At 55.5% G+C, this 20,312-nt stretch carries 15 protein-coding genes and 1 tRNA gene; 3 read left to right on the top strand and 13 right to left on the bottom strand.

Annotated features, from left to right (window positions below):
- Positions 1 to 63: 63 nt before the first annotated feature.
- Entirely contained in the window at positions 64 to 1,434 is a 1,371-nt protein-coding gene (locus HFP54_RS07920) for a vanadium-dependent haloperoxidase (protein ID WP_168564656.1), read from the bottom strand.
- A gap of 270 nt (positions 1,435 to 1,704) precedes the next feature.
- Here HFP54_RS07920 and HFP54_RS07915 point away from each other — a divergent pair.
- Positions 1,705 to 1,777: transfer RNA gene (locus tag HFP54_RS07915), tRNA-Arg, on the top strand.
- Between the two features lie 40 nt (positions 1,778 to 1,817).
- Here HFP54_RS07915 and HFP54_RS07910 read toward each other — a convergent pair.
- Positions 1,818 to 2,867, bottom strand: coding sequence for a sialate O-acetylesterase (locus HFP54_RS07910; protein ID WP_235951348.1), 1,050 nt, complete (start codon positions 2,865 to 2,867; stop codon positions 1,818 to 1,820).
- A 349-nt stretch (positions 2,868 to 3,216) separates the two neighbouring features.
- On the opposite strand from HFP54_RS07910, the gene HFP54_RS07905 reads away from it, so the two are divergent.
- The gene (locus HFP54_RS07905; RefSeq protein WP_206036044.1) at positions 3,217 to 5,037 is read left to right on the top strand and encodes an arylsulfatase; all 1,821 of its coding nucleotides are present in this window, start codon (positions 3,217 to 3,219) and stop codon (positions 5,035 to 5,037) included.
- A gap of 186 nt (positions 5,038 to 5,223) precedes the next feature.
- Entirely contained in the window at positions 5,224 to 7,680 is a 2,457-nt protein-coding gene (locus HFP54_RS07900; RefSeq protein WP_168564654.1) for a glycoside hydrolase family 95 protein, read from the top strand.
- A 210-nt stretch (positions 7,681 to 7,890) separates the two neighbouring features.
- On the opposite strand, the gene HFP54_RS07895 is transcribed toward HFP54_RS07900, so the two are convergent.
- The 11 genes from HFP54_RS07895 to HFP54_RS07845 all read right to left on the bottom strand — a co-directional run bounded on the left by HFP54_RS07895 (position 7,891) and on the right by HFP54_RS07845 (position 20,257).
- Positions 7,891 to 9,039 (bottom strand): glycoside hydrolase family 117 protein, encoded by a 1,149-nt coding sequence (locus tag HFP54_RS07895; RefSeq protein ID WP_235951347.1) that lies wholly within the window; start codon positions 9,037 to 9,039, stop codon positions 7,891 to 7,893.
- A gap of 251 nt (positions 9,040 to 9,290) precedes the next feature.
- Positions 9,291 to 10,370 (bottom strand): zinc-dependent alcohol dehydrogenase family protein, encoded by a 1,080-nt coding sequence (locus HFP54_RS07890; protein ID WP_146410149.1) that lies wholly within the window; start codon positions 10,368 to 10,370, stop codon positions 9,291 to 9,293.
- 56 nt (positions 10,371 to 10,426) lie between these two features.
- Positions 10,427 to 11,473: an aldo/keto reductase gene (locus HFP54_RS07885; RefSeq protein ID WP_168564653.1), complete on the bottom strand. Its 1,047-nt coding sequence runs from the start codon at positions 11,471 to 11,473 to the stop codon at positions 10,427 to 10,429.
- A 108-nt stretch (positions 11,474 to 11,581) separates the two neighbouring features.
- A complete protein-coding gene (locus tag HFP54_RS07880; RefSeq protein WP_146410151.1) occupies positions 11,582 to 12,070 on the bottom strand; it encodes a hypothetical protein in 489 nt (162 codons plus the stop codon).
- A 122-nt stretch (positions 12,071 to 12,192) separates the two neighbouring features.
- The gene (locus HFP54_RS07875) at positions 12,193 to 13,203 is read right to left on the bottom strand and encodes an aldose epimerase family protein (protein ID WP_168564652.1); all 1,011 of its coding nucleotides are present in this window, start codon (positions 13,201 to 13,203) and stop codon (positions 12,193 to 12,195) included.
- 56 nt (positions 13,204 to 13,259) lie between these two features.
- Positions 13,260 to 14,369 (bottom strand): mandelate racemase/muconate lactonizing enzyme family protein, encoded by a 1,110-nt coding sequence (locus tag HFP54_RS07870; protein ID WP_315853859.1) that lies wholly within the window; start codon positions 14,367 to 14,369, stop codon positions 13,260 to 13,262.
- A 19-nt stretch (positions 14,370 to 14,388) separates the two neighbouring features.
- A complete protein-coding gene (gene aldA, locus HFP54_RS07865; protein ID WP_235951344.1) occupies positions 14,389 to 15,867 on the bottom strand; it encodes an aldehyde dehydrogenase in 1,479 nt (492 codons plus the stop codon).
- Between the two features lie 126 nt (positions 15,868 to 15,993).
- On the bottom strand, positions 15,994 to 16,758 hold the full coding sequence (locus HFP54_RS07860; RefSeq protein WP_315853861.1) for an SDR family NAD(P)-dependent oxidoreductase: 765 nt from the start codon (positions 16,756 to 16,758) through the stop codon (positions 15,994 to 15,996).
- 18 nt (positions 16,759 to 16,776) lie between these two features.
- Positions 16,777 to 17,793: a zinc-dependent alcohol dehydrogenase gene (locus HFP54_RS07855; RefSeq protein ID WP_146410155.1), complete on the bottom strand. Its 1,017-nt coding sequence runs from the start codon at positions 17,791 to 17,793 to the stop codon at positions 16,777 to 16,779.
- A gap of 92 nt (positions 17,794 to 17,885) precedes the next feature.
- On the bottom strand, positions 17,886 to 18,947 hold the full coding sequence (locus HFP54_RS07850; protein ID WP_168564650.1) for an aldose epimerase family protein: 1,062 nt from the start codon (positions 18,945 to 18,947) through the stop codon (positions 17,886 to 17,888).
- Between the two features lie 206 nt (positions 18,948 to 19,153).
- Entirely contained in the window at positions 19,154 to 20,257 is a 1,104-nt protein-coding gene (locus HFP54_RS07845; protein ID WP_168564649.1) for an L-rhamnose/proton symporter RhaT, read from the bottom strand.
- Positions 20,258 to 20,312: the final 55 nt, after the last annotated feature.

Raw genomic sequence — 20,312 nt, 5'->3', positions numbered from 1 at the left:
GGAAGGTCCGAGCACGAACAACGCACCCGGAGAGGGGCCAAACGCTGGGATTGCGACGCGAATCTAGCGTCGTCGACGTCTGGCCGCATGAATTGCGATGACCAGCAAGACGGCAAAGCCGCTCGGTTCGGGTACAGCGGCGGCGGTAAACGGCTGGCTGTTGATAAACTGGGCGATGTTGGCTCCCGTGGTTTGGCCAACGGTGTCGTCGTAGTTCCAGTGAATTCCCAGATAGACTCGGCTGCGTCCGTTTTCGGCCATCGCATCGGACAGTCGATCAAACGTCCGAATCATGCCGGGAAGTTCGTCGCTTTCCAATGAGAATGTGACTTCGTCGGTGTCGTAGAATTCGGCAATCGTCGTGAACAGTGCGCCGCCGAACGTCGCGTGGCCTGATATGTAAGTCGGGAATGGCGGCGTGAAGTTGGGCCCGTTGATCTCCGGTGCACCCAGTGGTGTCCAGTTTGGATCTGCCGCGGTGTCCGGATTTTCATCGTTGTCCGCTTCGCGAATGCCGGTGACGGGACGCCATAGGTCGTGTTCGAATTTGGCGTTCCATGCAACGATTCCCGCGTCCGCCATCGCGACGGTTGCTTTGGCAAACAGGTCGGCGTTTTCCGATACGTTATTGATTCGTGCCTCGGCGTTGATCTGTGACTCGGCGATGTTTCGAAGGGCTTGGTTGTATAGTCGCATCGGCGTTCCCATCCCCAGTCGGTCATAGGCCCAGAACTTGCCGATATCTGTTTGCTCTTGCGTTCGTTCGCTGCTGTTTACCGATCCCAGTGATTTGACTTCATTGAAAGCGTTGGCGTATTGCTGGCTGGTGATTGCCGGGGGCGCCGCCGGGAGGAATGGTTCGACCGATGGCAGGCAAAAAGTTTGGACGTCACCCCAGTTGGGTCCCCATGCCTGTTGTGAACTGTTGATCGGGTCGGGCTGCCAATGGCCAACGGCGCCTGTCGGCTGATATTGCACGTTGGTGTTGAAGCCGTCGTTGGCACGGTTGGCTATGACCGTTTGTCCGATGGCTTGTCCGGCAGCCATTGCGGTGGATCGGTCGGCCATGCTGTGTCCGGCCAAGGCCTGATCTAGTGCGGCGTCCAGCGATCCCTGTTGGCCGGAGTAGATCGATGACAGAACCGTGTGGGCGGCGGTTGCGGCCGTCGCGTTGGCCAACGACGACTGCGTCGACGGCAGGCTGTGGTAGGAGTAGAACGTTCCGCTGCCCACACCGCTTGCCGCCAGGGCATCATGGATGGCAATGTTGACCATCGCCATGGTTCGCGATGCCATCCCAGGATTTTGATAGGTCTGGTCAGCGACCAACACATCGCTCGCGGTGGCGTTCCAGTCTAAAACGACATCGGCGATCGTGCTGTTGCTTGCCAGCACCGCCATCATGACGCCGGCCAAAGCGGGGTGTCGGAACATCTGAACACCAGTTGCTGCGTGTGTTTTGGTGGGTGGTGTGATATCCCCTAGATCTTAATCGGTTCCCCGCTGGGTTGCTGGTTTTTGAAGCAGAACTTTGCTGCCCAATGGCGATGTGATGTGGAGGGCCGATGTGGCCCGTGTTCATGCGTTTCGCGGCATTGTGGGCGTCAAGACTGCGGCGAATAGGTGTGTCTACTGGGCGGGTTGGATGTTCGTTAGACTATCGCCCGATCGGTGGGATCGCGGTACTCGCAAGCTCCCGCCGACGCCCGCGTAGCTCAGGGGATAGAGCAGAGCTTTCCTAAAGCTAAGGTCGCAGGTTCGAATCCTGCCGTGGGTGCTGCATCGGTCGTTGGCCGGTTCAGGGCTGGTCAGTCAGTTCAGGGCTGGTCAGCCAGCAGCACGTTCATTGCTTCGGCATAGCGTTTTCCCAACAGCAATTGGCTGGGGGCATCAAAGTGGGTGCCGGGATCGGACGTGGTGGTGCCTTCGGATGAAACCAGAGCCACACCGGGGTGATCGGCGGCAACGGCTTGTGTTGCGGCACGAACGTTGTCTCGCTGGCCATTGTCGAAAACCTCGCCGACGACCACCGGCAAATCGGCGACGCCCACGTCTTCACGTATGCGTTGGATCAGGTGCGTCAGTTGTTGTTGGTAGGTCTCTGTTTTCGACTTTGCGTCGGACTCACCCTGATGCCATAGCAGCGCGCGAAACTGAAACTGGTCACCGCGGTCGATCAATTGTTGCGTTGCCATCCGGATCGTTTCGATGAAGTCACGATAGCGAGGTCCCTGGCTTTCCGGGTCGGATGCGATTCCCGGTTTCCAATCCGCACGCAGACTGGTGCCGCCCTTGGATCCTTTGATCAGTGCAAACTGACGATCAGGGTGACGTTGCATCATGCTGTGGGCAAATCCAATCTCCGGCCCGAATGTTGGCGACGGAAGTTCGCCCTTGTACTTCGGCGGAATGCTGAACCCGGGCATCAGGGATTGCCAGCCGTCACTGGATCCGGAAACGTTTCGATAGAAGATGATGACGCGATCCATCGGTGACCGCTGGTCTTCGGCGGGCAGTTCGCTGACCCGCCCCCGACCGTCCATGTTTGATTGGCCGGCCAACAGGTAAACGTCATAGTCAGCCGCCTCGCAGGGCGTTCCAAGATTCACCGTGACAACCACGACGGTTACAAGAAAGGCGACAAAGCAAACGGTCCGAAACATGAAATGAAGTCCCATCGCATGGAAAAACGCAACTGAGTATGCCGGTTGGTCACCATCGTACAAAAGAATCGATCTGGACTTGTTGCATCGATCGCGGAGCAATCTGAACACCGGATTGGTTTGAACATTGGCTGCGGCGTTCTGTCCGTAGCGGTCGGCGGATGCTGCAGGTTCCGCGATCACGACGCCGCAAATCATTAGCATGTTGGCGTGATTCCTCCTTCAACGACAATTGTTGCCGGCTACGCTGAAACGCACGGGCATCCGTCGCAATCCAGAAACGTTCCAAGCAAAACAGGGTAACTGTTCGCTCCGCAGCAACGCCAAAGTGACGTTCCTGTAGGGTCGGCAACGGCCCGGCCGAATCGACCGATTTGCCCGACGCACCGCGTGATGAGTACGGCCAGCTTATCGGGTTCGGTTTTGCCAACATCGCCGGCGAATCTTGGGATTTTCGATGATAGCTGCGATTGGATCCGTCACCAAACTTCTGAGTCTTTCGCCTTTCGCGTCTTCTGCACCTTCGGTACCTGTGAACCACCGTCATTCAATGATGAATCTACGACGAACCCCGCTGTCCGACGCCGTCCGGACCACGGTCCTGGCTTTGCTGGGCATCGTTTTAACATGCACGGTATCCGCCAAGTCACCGAATGTTGTGATCGTCATCTCTGATGACCAAGGTTACGGCGATTTGGGTTGCACTGGAAACCCCATCGTCAAGACACCCAATATTGATCAATTGGCGTCAGAGAGTTCAGGTTTGAGCGACTACCACGTCGCGCCGACCTGTTCACCGACACGTTGTGCGTTCTTGACGGGGCACTGGACGAACCGAACGGGTGTATGGCACACGATCATGGGGCGGTCGATGTTGCGAGAGAACGAGGTGACGGTGGGCCGGATGTTTTCCGATGCCGGCTATGAAACAGGAATGTTTGGAAAATGGCATTTGGGCGACAATTTCCCGTATCGTCCCGAGGACCGTGGTTTTACGGAAGTTTATCGGCATGGTGGTGGCGGTATCGGTCAAACGCCGGACGTTTGGAATAACGCCTATTTTGATGGTTCCTATTTTCATAACGGTAGGATCGTCGCAGCCAAAGGATTCTGCACGGATGTGTTTTTCGACAAGGCAAATGCGTTTATCTCTGATTGTGCGAAGCAGGAAAAGCCGTTTTTCGCTTACATTTCCACCAACGCACCCCATAAGCCGCTTCATTGTCCACCAAAGTACATGAAGATGTATGAGGGTCAGTCGGATGGTATCGCTGCTTTTTACGGCATGATCACCAATATCGATGATAATGTCGGGCGGACACGCCGGTTGCTTCAAGATTTGGGGATCGCTGAGGATACGATCTTCATCTTCACGACAGACAACGGTACGGCCAGCGGGGCGAAAATCTATAACGCCGGAATGCGTGGCGGAAAAGGCAGTCCGTATGAAGGCGGGCACCGAGTCCCCTTCTTTGTGCATTGGCCTGCCGGTGGTTTGACACAGCAGCACGATGTCGATGAATTGACGCATGCGGTCGATGTGGTCCCGACACTGTTGGACATGACGGGAATCCAGAAGCCGGACGATGTGGTGTTCGATGGTGTTTCGATCGCCGGTTTGCTGGACCCCAAGCAGGACGTCGACTGGCCTAAGCGGTTTGTTGTGACCGATTCGCAGCGTGTCCGCGATCCGATCAAGTGGCGAAGTTCATCGGTGATGTCGCGAAAGTATCGGCTGGTCAATCGTAAAGAGCTTTACGATGTTTCCGTCGATCCGGGCCAAAGGAAAAACATTGCAACAGATCACCCGGAGGTGGTTCGTGAAATGCGAGAGTTTTACGAACAGTGGTGGGCGGAACTGAAACCGACGTTTTCACAGACAACCGAGATCTACCTGGGGCATCCCGAACATCCGGTCGTAAGTCTGACCGCGCACGATTGGATTCAAAAGGCGTATCCGCCGTGGCATCAGGGGGCGATTCGTGAAGCCGATCGTCAACATCCGAAGAACGAAAAGCTTCAACACTCCGGTCATTGGGCTGTGAAAGTTGTGCGAGGCGGAACGTATCAAATTTCGCTTCGCCGATGGCCTGTTGAATCTGGAATTGCGATCAATGCCGCGATACCGGCTGGAGGAAATGTCCCTGGTGCGACTGAGGCATTCCGGACCACGCCGGGCAATTCCATTGGTGCGTCTGCGGCCGTGTTGCGTATCGATGATCAAAATTTGGAGCGCAAGATGGTTGAAGCTGATGACCAGGAAGTGATTTTCGAGACACAGTTGACTAGAGGATCACACCGACTCTCCCCCGTGTTTGAAGTAAAGGAAGGAGAATTGGGGGCCTACTATGTGGTGGTCACCCACGTGGAATAGATGTGGGTGATCCCAACGGGGTTCGACAGTGAGTCCGAGAATAGCGGTGTTTTGTTTCAGAAAGACCCAGTGTAGGTCCATCGATCTTGTCGATCATTCCTCGTTGGCAATTGATTGGATAGCACGCGGTCCAATGTGGACAAGACTGCCATTTGAAGTCAGAGTGGAAGATCAAGGAACAAGTCAATGAGTATAGTGATAGGAAGATGCTTGGTGGCGGTGTTGGTCGCCGGTGGGTTGGTCAGTCAGGCCTTGGCGGTGGTCCCGTCCGGGGCCAAATTGAACGATCATCGTGCGAAACTGTTAAAGGAATCTGCTAGCGAGTTGACGGGGCGATCCGAGGCGCCTGAGTCGCCAAGTGCATTGTGGTACCGTCAGCCCGCACGAAATTGGAATGAAGCACTTCCGATCGGAAACGGCCGATTGGGCGGAATGGTGTACGGCGGCGTCAACCGCGAGTGGATTCAGTTGAATGAAGATTCGCTTTGGTCGGGTGCCAATATCGATCACTACATGCCTAATGGCCCCGAGGTCCTGAAACAGGCTCGTGAATTGATGTTCGCGGGGCGGTACGGCGACGCTGAACAATTAGTCGCACAGAAGTTTTTGAGTGTCCGTTTGCCATCGGGGACACACACTTATCAGACGCTCGGTGATTTGGAGTTGACGTTTCCTTCCGCCGATGAGGTGAAAGATTATCGACGAGACTTGGATTTAGACCAAGCGGTTACACGTGTTCGATATGAGGTGGACGGCGTTCGGTATCTGCGAGAGATATTCGCCAGCCCGGTCGATCAAGCCATTGTGGTACGGATCAGCAGCGACCACCCGGGAAAGGTTGGTTTTGGTGCGACCTTGCAGCGACGATTTCATGCCGACGTTGAAGCCAGGGGAAGCGACGAATTGGTGATGTCTGGACATGCCCGCAGCACCAACACCCGTCCTCAGGATACAAATGATTTTCCTTCCCATGCCGAGGGGGTGCATTTCGTTGCAAGAATGAAGATCGTTCCTGAGGGTGGAGTTGTGAAAGCGGCCGATGGGAAACTGGAAGTCTCCGGTGCTGATTCGGCCATGATTCTACTGACCGCCGCGACCAGTTTTCGCGGAGGTGATCCCCATGTGGTTAGCCAAAATCAATTGGACAAGGCTGCTGCCAAAGACTTCCAAGTTCTTCTTAACGATCATTTGGAAGAACACCGCCGTTTGTTTCGGCGCGTGAAATTGGAATTGGGCGATGCAAACGCCGCGAATCAGCCCACCGATGTGCGGATGGCTGCGTTGGATTCAGGGAAGAGAGATCCGCAGCTGCTTGCCCTCTATTTTCAGTTCGGTCGCTATCTTTTGATCTCCAGTTCTCGGCCGGGTTGTGCGGCGGCGAATCTGCAGGGTCTTTGGGCCGACGGATTTAGCCCGCCTTGGAATGCTGATTATCACATTAACATCAACATCCAGATGAACTACTGGATGGCTCAGTCTTGCGGCCTAGCTGAATGTCACGAACCGTTCTTTGATTTTGTCGAATCGTTGGTGCCTGGCGGGCGGAAAACGGCCAAAACGATGTTTGGTTGTAATGGCTTTGTCGCAGGCCACACGTCCGATTTGTGGGCCAATAGCTCGATTTTTGGCAAACCACGTTACGGAATGTGGGTGACCGGGCCGGCGTGGTGTTTGCGTCAGTTTTGGGAGCGGTGGTTGTTTTCTGGTGATCGCGAGTTTTTGGAAGAACGTGCGTATCCGATGATGAAAGAATCGGCAGAATTCTTCGTCGATTTTTTGGTGGAAGATCCGTCGACCGGAAAATTGGTGTCGGGGCCGACGACATCACCAGAGAACAACATTCAAGCCCCCGACGGCAGTCACGGTGCGCTTTCGATGGGGCCTGCAATGGATCAACAGATCATTTATGAGCTGTTCACGCATTGTATTTTGGCGTCAGAGGTTTTGGATAAGGATCGCAAATTTCGGGAACAGCTGATTGATCTTCGCGCCCGATTGGCGGATCCGGTTAAGGTCGGAGCGGATGGGCGAGTGCTTGAGTGGCAGGAAGGCTTGGAAGAGGTGGCGAAGGGGCATCGTCATGTATCGCATCTATATGCGTTGCACCCCTCGTGGCAGATTTCGCCTGGGACGACGCCGCAGTGGGCCGCGGCAGCGCGGAAGACGATCGACCACCGATTGGCCCATGGTGGCGGACATACTGGTTGGAGCCGAGCGTGGATCATCAACTTTTACGCTCGGTTGTTGGATGGCGAAAAATGCGATGAGAATCTTCAGGCCCTGTTGATCAAGTCGACGCTTCCAAACTTTTTTGATACCCACCCGCCGTTCCAAATCGATGGCAACTTAGGGGCGACCGCCGGGATCGCCGAAATGTTGTTGCAGTCCCATGAGCAGGCAAATGATGGATTGCCCGTCATCGCTTTGCTTCCCGCATTGCCCAGGGTTTGGAGCGATGGGGCGGTGAAGGGACTTCGTGCCCGTGGCGGTTTTGAGGTCGATATTACTTGGAAGGATGGAAAGCTGGTGGCTGCGAAGCTACATTCCCGCATCGGTCGACCGTGCCAAGTCCGCTACGGGAACAAGACCATCGATCTGCAGACCGAGGTCGATGCCAGCTATGACCTGAAAGACCGGTTCTGAAAGATCACGGCACCGGACGCTGAGAGTGTGTGTCCGGAAATACTGCGGCAGGCTCGGCGCAGAAGGCGGCGTGCCGTAGTGCATGAGGATGATTCCCAAGCAGGGAAACGGAGTTTTCCTGCGAAAAATCAGTTCAATCAATGCTCGATGCGTCCTTCATGACGCTCAGACATCGGTGGATTGGGCGGTTGGGACTGCCGTCCATTGGTGTTACTTGGCGTCTTCGCCTTTGGCCGTGTGATGCCTGAGGTTGACTCCGCTGAAACGGCGAATGTACTGATAGTCGCCGGTTCGATATTGGTGGGTCAGTCCCCATTGTAAGATCGCTGTCGGGGCTGATTCGTTGTCCAGTGACCGATTCAAACCGATCGCGTGAGGGGCATCTTTGATGTGTGACATGATTTCAAAGTTGATGCCGTCGGGCGACCACTGAATCGTGTTTCGTTCCGGGCCATCGGTGGTGATCATTGACGCGATCCCGCCGTTGTATTTCCACACACAGACCTCGTGTCCGCTATTGCTGATCGGGTTATAGGGGGATTTTACGTACGGGCCTTTGGGGTTATCGGCGATGGCGACCCCGTGGCGAATCATACGTCCGCCGAAATTGATTTCTTCGCCCATCTGTTCGCCTTTGTAGTACAGATAGAATTTGCCATTGAAGGGAATGATGCAAGGGTCATGAACTTTGTGGCTGTCGAAATCGCCTTTCTTCTCAACCAAAAAGCGGTTCTGTTCTTCCCCTTTCCAGATTCCATTGTTCGCTGGGCTAAGGATTGGTTCTTCGCTTTTCGTCCAAGGTCCGTCCGGCGAATCGGCCCAGGCCAAACCGACTTGGTTCTTCACGCGAATGTTGTACGGTGATTTGACCGTTTGGTAGCACAGATAGAACTTGCCATCATGTTTCATGATTTCGCAAGTGAACACCGAACGGTCGTCGTAGCTGCCGGGCTTTCCACGTTTGACCGCCGGGCCTTGTTCCTTCCACGTCCAACCGTCTTTGGACGTCGCGTACCAAACGTCACATCGGTCCCAGGGAAAGACTTTGTCCTTGTCGATGTCGCCGGCGAAGCCTTGGCTGGGGCCGGTGCTGCGTGAATACCAAACGTAATACTGGCCGTTTTCTTTGATGACAGCACTGGGATCACGCCGCACGATACCTTCTTCGTAGGCCAGGTCGCCCTTCAGATCCTTGACGGTGAATTGGACGTACCAATCGTTTTCCAGATTCTTCCACTGAAGCGCACGTTTGGTTGCCGCACTCAGTTTGTCAGGATTGGTGATCCCGAAGTAGTCGATTTGCTCGGGGGTTGGGGCGACGTCGACTTCGCTGTCGGCTGGTTCTTGTGTGTGACCCATCGAAGGACCAATGAAGTTGCCTGCCGACATCAAAATCACCATGGGAAGTGCAACGAAACGGCGAGCGTTTGAGATCCAGGTGGCGGCCGGAGCGCGGCGACGTGAGAAATGGAGCATGTCGGTATGGCGAAGTGCGGAAGGGGAGGGGACAAAAAAACGGCCGGAGGCAGGGGCTGCTTCCGGCCGATCATTGTCAATTGTAAACGATTGGGTTCTGTGAATCGAATCTCGTATTCGTTCGCCGATCGAAATCAATCAAAGACGATGCAGACCTTTCCTTCTTGGCCCTTGTCGGACAGGTCATAGGCAAGAGAGGCTTCCGAGAGGGGCAGTTTGCGTCCTGCGGTGGATTCGGGGTGCACGTCGCGGGCGGCCAGCAGATTTGCCAAGTCTGCCAGGTGTTTGCGTGACGTGACCCAGGATCCGAACAGGGTGATCTGTTCGTGAATCAGGTAGGGTGAAACATCGAATTCCACCGTTCCGCCTTCGCCAACGAATCCACAGCGTCCCCATTGCCGTGTTCCCTGCAGCGCCAGAAGACGGGCGGGAGCGGCACCGGAGCAGTCGATGCTGACTTCCGCACCTTTCCCGCCGGTGACATCTTTGATGGCATCCAGGGCGGCATCGTCGGATCGAAAGACGTGATCGACCAGCGGAATGCCGGGCGCAAATTCCAATTCCTTTGCCAGATCCATTCGGCCATCCGACAGGTCGACGCCAATGATCTCATATGCCCCGAGAGCGCGTCCGAGTTGTGCGGCGGCCAACCCAACCGGTCCCAAACCGGTGATCAGCAAGCGGTCTTTCCCGTTGACCTTCATTCGGTCCAGGCATTCCCAGGCGGTTCCGAAGCCGCACGCCATGAAGGCGCCGTCGACATAGGTCAACGGTTCGGGCAAAGGAATGCAGTCGGCTTCGTCCGCCAACATGTATTCGGCGTGTCCGCCGTCACGCTGCCATCCATAGGCCTTGCGATAGTCGGTGCTGGTACAACTGATTTGGTATCCATGCATGCAGTCTTCACAAACGCCGCAACCGGAAATGTGATACAGCACCACACGGTCGCCGACTTGTCGTTCCCGACATCCCGGGCCGACCTGGACGACTTGACCGCAAGGTTCGTGACCGGCAATCACGCCTTGATAGGCTTCGGGACCTTTACCGAGGTGTTCCCGATAGATCGCGCGGATGTCGCTGCCGCAAATCGACGACGCTTTGGTTTTCAGCAATACCTGGCCGTGGCCGGGTGTTGGGACATCGTATTCACGAAATTCGACGGTGCTGTTTCCCGGCAAGACGACGCCGGTCATTTTCGATGGAACTGCGGACATGGGATGCAGGCTGGGTTGTGAGGAAGGGAATCGGGATTGCGATGGGACTTGGGTGATCAGGCGGGTGTGATTTCACCGTTGATATCCCACAGGTCTTGCCAGTCCTGATCGTCTTTCCACAGAAAGACTTGCCCTTTGATCAGTCGACAATTCTTATCGATTTCCGCAATCGCTTTCATTTCCGCATCGGATAGCGGATCTTCGGTCACGCACTTGAGGTTGGATAGAATGTTTCGTCGCTTGGTGGACATCGGGATCGGAATCTGTCCCCGCTGGACCGCCCACTTCAAGCAGACGACCGCGGGGTGCACTTGATGGTTTTCGGCAACTTTGACGATGACGGGATCTTCGATGTCGACCGTGTCATCGGATGTGCGGTCTCGTTCTGGTCGCGCCGGTGAACCGATCGGGCTGAAGCCGATCGGAACGATGTCGTGGCTGCGGACAAAATCAAACAATTCTGGTTGTTGGAAATGAGGGTGAAGCTCCATCTCGTTCACGGCGGGTTTGATTTCCGCATCTTCCAGAATGCGTTTCAGTTTGGGGATCGTCACATTCGATGTGCCGATGTTTCGGACCAACCCCATTTCGACCAAGCGTTCCATTTGACGCCAGGTCTTCATGAAATTCTCGTGGATATAAGGTTTTGCGTCGGCGCTACGTGAACTGACATCACACCCGGGGGCGTGGTAGTTCGGAAACGGCCAGTGGACGAAGTACAGGTCCAAGTAGTCCAGTTGCAAATCCTTGAGTGTTTTTTCGCAGGCGGGAATGACATTTTTCTCGTCGTGCATGTCGTTCCATAGCTTGGAATTGATCCAAAGGTCTTCGCGTTTGATACCGCTACGAAGAACGGTTTGCAGCGCGTTTCCGATGTAATCCTCGTTTCCATAGACGGCGGCACAGTCGATGTGTCGATAACCCACGGAGATCGCCGTCACCACCGATTCGGCGACCGCTTCATGGGCGGCGTGATCCGAGCCGAAGGTTCCCAGGCCGATGGCGGGAATACGATCACCGCTTGCCAAAGTGTGTGAAGGCACCAGAGCGGGGTCGACCGCGTCGTCGGCAACGGCAAAGGTTGAAAGGTCGGAAGATGTCATGAGTGCAGCCCTTTATCGCAAAACAGGCGGAGGTGAAGCGGGTGGGGTGATGCGGTGCGTGTCGGCGTACCGCGTGTGAACTGGCAACGTTTTAGCGCGTGCAATCGATCAGGACGCCGCAGCCATTGTTGAACGTAGCGAGCGTTCGGATTCTTCGTCCCAATAACCACAATCCAACTGCAGGAAGACCGTGGTGTAAGGCAAAACCATGTTGGTTTTTAACAACAGGATGTCGAAGGTTTCGCCGGCCGCGTCCAGGTCAGCGATGATGTCCTCGTGAAGCCGCTTGGATACCGGAAAGGCGTTCAGCGAGGTGTCTAAGAAACGACGCAGCGTATCGATGCCGGGCGCGGCGTTTTCGTCCAACAGATCGACTTCCTTATCCAGATGGACAATCGGTCGCACGTGCGGCGACTGGTCGATTTGCTGCAAGACGTGGCTTAAAACGTCTTCGTGGGTTTCACCCGTTGCCACCGTTTGGATGCCCGGTGAAGTCTGCGACGGATAAGCTGCGTCGGCAACGACGATCCAGTTACGGTGCCCCAGAAGCGGAAGTCGTTCGGAAAGGACGGACTTCCAGCAGGTTGATGTGTCCATCGGGTGCTCCAGATTTGATTGGAAGCTGATCGATTGACCGGCAATCCCAACAATCGTTGGGTCACGTTCGATCTTATTCGATCCGATGAATCGCCTACTAGACTTTCAGTTCCTTGAAAGACCTAAAAACCGAAACGAAAGATTGTTTTGGTTTTATATTGGCTATCCGGGTAAAGAATCGTTGACGGAAAGCCAATTTGGTTGGGCGAATCGGGGAAGTGCTGGGTTTCCAAACAGAACCCTGAGTTCCTCGTGTATGCCGATCCCGATTTGCCGGTTAACCGTCCATCCAAGAAGTTGCCTGAATAAAACTGGACGCCCGGTTGGTCGGTCCAGACCTCCAAAGTGCGACCGCTGGTGGGGTGTTTGACTGTTGCCGCCATGGAAATCGATTGCTGATCCGACGAATCTTTCGAGATGATGAAGTTGTGATCAAAGCCTTGCCCAATTTCCAACTGCGGATGCGACGACAGAATGTCGCGGCCAATGGGTTTGGCTTGCCGAAAGTCGAACGGCGTGTCGGCGACGTCGGCAAGTTGACCGGTCGGGATCAGCGTCGGATCGACGGGCACGAACTGTGACGCATTCAGCTTCAGTTCATGATCCAGAATGTCGCCGCTACCTTCACCACCAAGATTGAAGTACGTGTGCTGCGTCAGGTTGACCGGGGTGGCTTGATCGGTGGTGGCTTCGTACAGGACTTCCAAATCGCCCGGTGCGGACACCTTGTACGTGACGGTCACGATCAGATTGCCTGGATAGCCTTCGTCGCCATCGGGTGATTCCAGTTGCAAGACCATTTGATTGTCGTCCGATGAAACGACGGTCCATTCTTTTCGGTCGAATCCGACGTCACCACCGTGCAGATGGTTGGAGCCATTATTGCAAGCCAAACGGTAGGTCTGACCGTTCAATTGGAATTCGCCTTTGGCGATACGATTTCCGTAGCGTCCAACGACCGCGCCGAAATAGGGATGATCCACCGCGTCGGTGTAATTCGACACGTCATTGAATCCGAGCACGACGTCCGCCATCGCTCCCGATGCATCGGGAACGCGAATCGCGGTGATGATAGCGCCCAAGGGAACGACATCCACTTCGATCGATGAACCTTTGCCGATCGTGTATTTCATGGAAAGATCAGGGGGTGGGAGATCAAAATGGATGCCGGGATCAAATCGCCAGAGGATCAGCCTTGTGCTGATTTAAACGCGATCTTGTGTTTGGCGATCTTGTCCCAATCGATCACCACGCCGTGCCCGGGACGATCCGATGCGTAGGCGTAACCGTCTTTGATTTCCAGCGGGTGAACCAAGAAATCATCGACGCGGAAGGCATGGATTTCCAACAGAGATGCGTTGGGAATCGCAGCCAAACAGCTGACGTGCATTTCTTGAATGCCGTGGGTGGTCAAGTTGCGGTTATGCGCTTCGGCGATGTGGGCGACCTTCATCAATGCGGTGATCCCACCCAGGTTGGAAATGTCGGCATCGGGGAACGACACGCCGCCGTCGGCGATCATTTGGCGAAACTCATAGATGGAATGTAAGTTTTCGCCGGTGGCGACGGGAATACCGCCTTCGACCTGGATGCGTCGATTTCCTTCGACGTCGTCGGGGATGGTCGGTTCTTCGATCCAATAAAGGTCGTAGGGTTCAAAAGCACGAGCGGCGCGGATCGCCTTTTCAACGCTCCACTTCATATTCACATCGACCATCAGCTTTCGGTCGGGGCCAAGGAAGTCACGCATTGCACTGATGCGTTCACATTCCTGTGCGATGGAATCGCGGCCGATCTTGATTTTGATCGCGTTCAGGCCGGCATCCAAGAAGCCTTGTGTCTGTTTCAGCAACTCGTCGATCGACAGTTCAAAATCGATACCACCGCCGTAAGCTTCGGCCTTATTGTCATGGCCACCTAGGAAACGCCACAAAGGTTCGTCGGCCAGGCGGGCTTTCAGATCCCAAAGTGCCGTGTCGACCGCGGAAAGTGCAAAGACGGCGATTCCGCTGCGTCCGACGTAGTGAAGTGCCCACCACATCTTTTCCCACAGGTGTTCGATTCGACGCGGGTCTTCGCCGATCAACAGTGGAACCAGGTTGTCGTGGATCAGGGTGGCGATGGATGTACCGCCGACTTGGCCGACGCTGTAGGTGTATCCCATGCCGGTCGCGCCATCGTCGGTCGTGATTTTGACAACGATTAGCGAGAATTCTTTCTGGACGCCGTGGATGGCATCGACCATCGCGCGTGAAAGCGGGACGTGATAGAGTTCGGTTTCGACTTTTTGAATTTTCACGGGTCAGGTTGCCGATCGGCTAGTTGGAAAAATTGACATACATGGTTTTCTTTTCGAGATAGTTTTCCATCCCGTATTTGCCGTCTTCGCCACCGGTTCCGCTGAGTTTGTGACCGTTGTGGAAGCCTTGACGTTGTTCGCCCATCGGACGATTGACATAGATTTCGCCGAATTCCAATTCCAACACGGCACGCTGGATCAGACGCATGTCATGTGTGAATAAGAAGGCGGCCAGCCCATAGTCGCTATCGTTGGCTAATTCCAAGGCTTGTTCGTAGCTTTGGATCTTCATGATCGGGCTGACGACACCAAACACTTCGTCGCGCATCACGGACATGGCATTGTCACATTCGGTTAGTACCGTCGGTTCATACCAGTGGCCTTTCTGAAAGAACTCGCCGTCGGGACGCTTGCCACCGGTGGCAATTTTTGCGCCATCGGCGACTGCTTGTTGGACCACTTTTTCCAATTGGTCCGTCTCATAGGCGTTGACCTTGGGGCCGATATCGGTGTCGTCTTTCATCGGATCGCCGATGGTCAATTTTTCGACGGCCGCGACATACTTGTCCAAGAATTCGTCATACACCGCTTCGTGGATATAGAAGCGTTCCGGACAGGTACAGACTTGGCCGCTGTTCAGGTGACGTGAGACCACGGCGGCTTCGACGGCCTGATCGACATCGCCATCGGCCAGCAAGATGAACGGCGCTTTGCCGCCGAGTTCCAAGCGGACGGCGGTCAGGCGATCGGACGCTTTGCGGAAGATCTGTTGGCCCGTTGCGGTGGACCCCGTCATGGTGACCAAACGCGTGATCTTGTTGGTGACCAGTTCTTCGCCCATGGTCGATCCGCCGCCGGTGACCAGGTTCAAAACGCCCTTGGGGACACCGGCTTGAATGGCCAGTTCGCCCAAGGCCAACACGGCCACGGGGGTGACCGACGGTGGTTTGACAACCATCACGTTGCCGGTGGTCAGGGCGGGGCCGATTTTTCGGCACGCGAGTGCGAGGGGGAAATTCCATGCCGCGATACCGACGGTCACACCATAAGGAACCTTATGGATCATGATGTGTTCGTTGGGCAAGTCCGAGGGCAAGATGTCGCCTTCGATTCGCCGGGCGGCTTGAGCGGGGAAGTTTATAAAGTCGGCGGACACGTCGACTTCCCCCAAGGCCAATTCATATGTCTTGCCCATTTCGGTGACCAAGATTTTGGCCAACCGTTCGCGATTGTCACGGATCAGCGAAGCGAATCGGGCCAGGATTTCACCACGCTGGACGGCGGGCATGGCGGCCCATGCGGGGAAAGCGGCTTGCGCGGCTTGCAGGGCCGAGGTTGCGTCTTCGGCGTTTCCGTTGGGAACGCTGTAGGTGGCATCTTCGTTGGTCGGGTTTTCCACTTGGATGACGTCACCGCTGGTCGAATCAACGAATTCACCGTTGATCAGCATGCGATAGTGGTCAACGCCATCACGAGTTTCGTGCATCGTTTGGGACATAACAACTTTTTGAATCGGAGATGGAACAGGCGTGGATCGGAGGCGGAATCGGTTCTGTTAACCGTCCAAATGTGTGCTCTCCCCGCAGGTCGGTGCGAGGAAAGCGAAACCAGAAACCCAAAATCTTTAGCGACCCATCCAGCCGCCGTCGACCAACAGCACCGCGCCGTGGACATAGCGTGCGGCGTCGGAAGCCAGGAAGACAGCCGGGCCTTTGAAGTCGTCGGGTTCGCCCCAACGTCCGGCGGGGATTCGCGTCAAGATTTGTTCGCTGCGGACCGCATCGTCGCGAAGGGCCTGTGTATTGTCGGTGGCGATGTAGCCCGGTGCGATCGCGTTGACGTTGACACCCTTGCCGGCCCATTCGTTGGCCAGGGCCATGGTCAGTTGTCCGATAGCGCCTTTGCTGGCCGCGTAGCCCGGGACCGTGATGCCGCCTTGGAAGGTCAACAGCGAGGCGGTGAAGATGATTTTGCCTTCGCCACGTTCGACCATTTCGCGTCCGAATTCGCGCGACAAAACGAATTGCGCGTTCAAGTTGACTTCGATCACCTTGTCCCAGTACTCATCGGGATGTTCGGCGGCAGGTTTGCGCAAGATCGTTCCCGCGTTGTTGATCAGGATGTCGATCTTGGGGTGATCCGATTTTGCTTTCTCGATGAACGCATAGACGGCTTTGCGATTAGCAAAATCACATTGATAGGCCGTGAACTGACGTCCCACCGCCTGGACCTCTTTTTCGACATCACTGCCGGATGCCTCCAATGACGCGGAGACGCCGATCACATCAGCGCCCGCTTCGGCCAAACCGACGGCGATTGCTTTGCCGATGCCGCGTTTGCATCCGGTCACCAACGCGGTTTTTCCGGACAGGTCAAAAGTATCTAAGATTGCCATGTTTGATTCTTCTTAGGCGTTGCATTGAATGAGGTACTTGATGCCGTCGGGGTTGGCATCGATGGCTTCGAAGGTCTGCTGGGTCTTTTCGATCGGCACGACTTCGGTGATCAGTTTGTCCAGGTGCAGTTTGCCCGCGTCGGCCAAGCGGATCGCTTCGTCGAAGTCTTGTTCTTCATACAGTCGGGCTCCGATCATGCGGATTTCGGACCAGAAGAATTTGAACAGGTTGACCGGCTTGGGTTGCGGGTGAATCGCAACCATGACGATGCGTCCGCGGACGTTCGGAAGTTCCGTCATGACTTCCACGCCGGGGGCCGAACCGGAAACTTCAAAGACACAATCGGCCATGCCGCCATCGGTCAGCTTGCTGACTTCGGCGACCAGGTCTTGTTGCATCGGGTTGACCGCTTCCATGCCCAGTGACTTGGCCAGGGCCAAACGTGATTCGTTGACTTCGGACAAGATGACTTTGGCGCCTTTGTCCATGGCGACCAAAGCGATCAACAGACCGATCGGGCCCCCGCCGATGACGACGCACGTTTCGCCGGCTTTCACTTCGCCCAGTCGTACGTCGTGACAGGCCACCGCGGCCGGTTCGATCATGGCGCCGTGCTGCATCGACAGCGAATCGGGCAGGGCATGCAGAGTGTAAGCGGGGACGGTCCACGACGACTGCATTCCGCCGGGCATGTCGATGCCGATGAATTTCAAGTTTTTGCCGACGTGAGCATGTCCTTTGTCGAAGGATGCCGGTTGACCAAATTTCAGCGGCCGAACGGCGACACGTTGGCCGACCTGGACATCGGACACGTCGGGGCCGACTTCGGCGACCGTCGCGGACACCTCGTGGCCGATGATCTGAGGCATTTGCACACGCTGGTCCATCGCCCCGTGAAAGATGTGAATGTCGGTGCCACAAATTCCACAATAGGCGACTTCCAGGCGGGCTTCGCCGGGGCCGGGGGCAATGCTTTGACTGTCACCGATGTCGATGCTGCGATTGCCGACATACTGGGCGGACTTCATCACAAGTGATCCAAGTAAGGTTTTGATTGGGAAAATGAGGGGACGTCAACGCAGCCGACGGTTTCGAACAGGGACGCATTGACGTGGGAAAGTTAGGCGTTGGATGACCAGCCGAATTTGTAAACGGTCGTTTCATCGTAGGTTTCGCCCGGCTGCAGAACGCATTTTGGAGCCGACGGCAAATTTGGGCCGTTGGGTAGCTTGGATGTTTCCAAGCAGAAGGCACGAAACTGGCCGAACGCGGCACCGCTTTCACGCCCCAGTGCGTCGGAGGTGTAGCGGCCCGTGTAAAACAGTGTGCCCGGTTCGGTGGATTGGACTTCCAAGCGTCGACCGGTCGAAGGTTCGTTCACTGTTGCGATCGTACGCAGCGATCCGTCGTGGGACGGGATCACATAGAAATGTTCAAAACCCATCGGCAATTCATCGAACGCGTCGCCGATGCGTTTGGGTTGGTTGAAGTCGGCGGCGGTTCCCGCCACGTCGGCTTCTTCACCGACCGGAACGTTCGAATCGTCGGGAACCATGTAACGTGGGCTGTCCAACTGGACGACATGATCCAAGACGTTCGCGCGGAATCCGTTCAGGTTGAAATAGGTGTGATTGGTTAATGAAACCGGAGTCGCTTGATCGGTTTCGGCTAGATAGTGAATCCGAAGTTCATTGTCGTTGTTCAGCAGATACTGAACTTTGGTATCCAAGCGGCCCGGATAGCTTTCTTCGCCATCGGGACTGATCAACTGTAACGTGACAGAAACTTCATCAGTGCTTTCGGTTGTATCGATGACGTCCCAAAAGCGTTTATCGAAACCGCGAACGCCACCGTGCAAATGATTGGGGCCGTCGTTGGTCGCCAATTGATAGGTCTTGCCATCCAATTCAAAGCGTCCGTCTTTGATGCGGGCGGCATAGCGTCCGACCAGACAACCAAAATAGGGCGAATTGGTTTTGTATTCTTCGCTGAAGTAACCGTCCAACGTGTCAAAGCCACAGACGATATCGTCGATGTTGCCCGATCCGTCGGGTACACGAATGGAAGTGACGGTTCCGCCATAAGTCATCAACTTGACCGTCACACCATGATCATTGACCAGTGTCCAAAGTTCGACGGGTTGGTTTTCGAAAGTACCGAAGGGCGACTTGCTTAGTTGCATCGTTGGACCGCCGTGCGGGGAATGGGGGAGGGGAGAAAGTGAAGGCGACGAGACAGGGGAACGAGAAAACGATTTTGTTGAATGTCGACAGTTCAAACGCGGAGGGTTCGATCGAGTCGTATGAAAACTGGGAGGTTGCCGCCGCATCCGCTGGGTCACCGAATGACCCCTGACGGACCAATGGATGTGGGCAACGAATCGTCGAATCAGGAGGTTGTTTCGACCGAGAGCGTTTCAATGGCAACGATTTCGTCGGCGACCGGTTGTTCGGTCGCGAACTTGTTGCCGAGCGAAATGATCAGGATGCCGATAACCATGCAGGTCAATCCGGCGTACAGCAAATTCTTGGCTTTCGGTGATGCCAATTTCCATTCGCCTGTCACGATCCCGCTGACGATGGCCGTCACGACACAGGCGGTATTGAAGATGGCATAGCCGACCGTATTACCGACGGCGCCTAACTTGAAAGCCGCATAAGCGAACACGGCAGATGCCGCGTAATGGAAAACGGCCATGACAAAGATCAGCACAAAGTTCTTGGCCAGCGACGGCGTGGCAAAATCACCCCAAGCTTTCTTTTGGGTCAATTGCCAAGCGAAGTAGCCCGCCATGATCACCCCGCCGCTTAAAAAGATCGGAAACATTACCGCCAGCGCGGTGACCCATTCCGGGTTGCCCTGCGCCTGGCTGGCGGCGTGCAGCGGCGGTCGTCCGACCGCATTGGCGAAACTGAAACCGGTGGCCAACAGTCCGCCGATGACGGCGATCAGGATGCCGGCGGCCATCGATTTTTTGTCAGTCGATTCACCGTCGCCGTCTTCGGATGATTGTGATTCTGCGGCCACTTCGTCGGCTTCGCGTGTCATGCCCGCTTTGCCGTTGGCAAAGATGCCGGCCAGAACGAACAACAACCCGACCATGATGGTCAGGAACACTTTGGATTCCGGCAAACCTTCGACCAAGAAAGGCATCAGTGATCCGACCAAGATCACGGTGCCGATGAAGATGGAAAACCCGAGCGAGACACCGATGTGGTGAATCGCTTTGCCCCACATCATCACGCCGATACCCCACAGCACGCTGGTGACAACCATTTTGGGCAAAATGGCTTGGACGTCTTCGGCACCATAGATGTTTCCGACACCTTTCATGATCAGAAAGGTCGCTAGGATGGGGACGACGAACATCGTCAGCATGAAGAACAGGCCCCAAGTGTTTTCCTCCTTGAAGCCTTTGGTGAACTTGGCGGGCAGGGCATACAGGCCCAGCATCAAGCCTGCAAAGAGAGCCCAAATGATTCCTTCGACCATGGGAGAAGCCTGTCAATCGTGGGGAGGTGGGGCTTCGGCGGCCATGGGGGGGAAT

It is taken from the genome of Crateriforma spongiae (genome assembly GCF_012290005.1).
GTDB classification, from domain to species: domain Bacteria; phylum Planctomycetota; class Planctomycetia; order Pirellulales; family Pirellulaceae; genus Crateriforma; species Crateriforma spongiae.
This window is presented reverse-complemented; position numbering and strand designations above follow the sequence as displayed.

Bases quoted from the DNA above. Each gene is read 5' to 3' on its own strand.
- HFP54_RS07880 (WP_146410151.1), bottom strand. From the start codon at position 12,070: ATGGACACATCAACCTGCTGGAAGTCCGTCCTTTCCGAACGACTTCCG.
- HFP54_RS07895 (WP_235951347.1), bottom strand. From the start codon at position 9,039: ATGGGTCACACACAAGAACCAGCCGACAGCGAAGTCGACGTCGCCCCA.
- HFP54_RS07885 (WP_168564653.1), bottom strand. From the start codon at position 11,473: ATGACATCTTCCGACCTTTCAACCTTTGCCGTTGCCGACGACGCGGTC.
- HFP54_RS07845 (WP_168564649.1), bottom strand. From the start codon at position 20,257: ATGGTCGAAGGAATCATTTGGGCTCTCTTTGCAGGCTTGATGCTGGGC.
- HFP54_RS07920 (WP_168564656.1), bottom strand. From the start codon at position 1,434: ATGTTCCGACACCCCGCTTTGGCCGGCGTCATGATGGCGGTGCTGGCA.
- HFP54_RS07890 (WP_146410149.1), bottom strand. From the start codon at position 10,370: ATGTCCGCAGTTCCATCGAAAATGACCGGCGTCGTCTTGCCGGGAAAC.
- HFP54_RS07905 (WP_206036044.1), top strand. From the start codon at position 3,217: ATGAATCTACGACGAACCCCGCTGTCCGACGCCGTCCGGACCACGGTC.
- HFP54_RS07900 (WP_168564654.1), top strand. From the start codon at position 5,224: ATGAGTATAGTGATAGGAAGATGCTTGGTGGCGGTGTTGGTCGCCGGT.
- HFP54_RS07855 (WP_146410155.1), bottom strand. From the start codon at position 17,793: ATGAAGTCCGCCCAGTATGTCGGCAATCGCAGCATCGACATCGGTGAC.
- HFP54_RS07850 (WP_168564650.1), bottom strand. From the start codon at position 18,947: ATGCAACTAAGCAAGTCGCCCTTCGGTACTTTCGAAAACCAACCCGTC.
- aldA (WP_235951344.1), bottom strand. From the start codon at position 15,867: ATGTCCCAAACGATGCACGAAACTCGTGATGGCGTTGACCACTATCGC.
- HFP54_RS07875 (WP_168564652.1), bottom strand. From the start codon at position 13,203: ATGAAATACACGATCGGCAAAGGTTCATCGATCGAAGTGGATGTCGTT.
- HFP54_RS07910 (WP_235951348.1), bottom strand. From the start codon at position 2,867: ATGCTAATGATTTGCGGCGTCGTGATCGCGGAACCTGCAGCATCCGCC.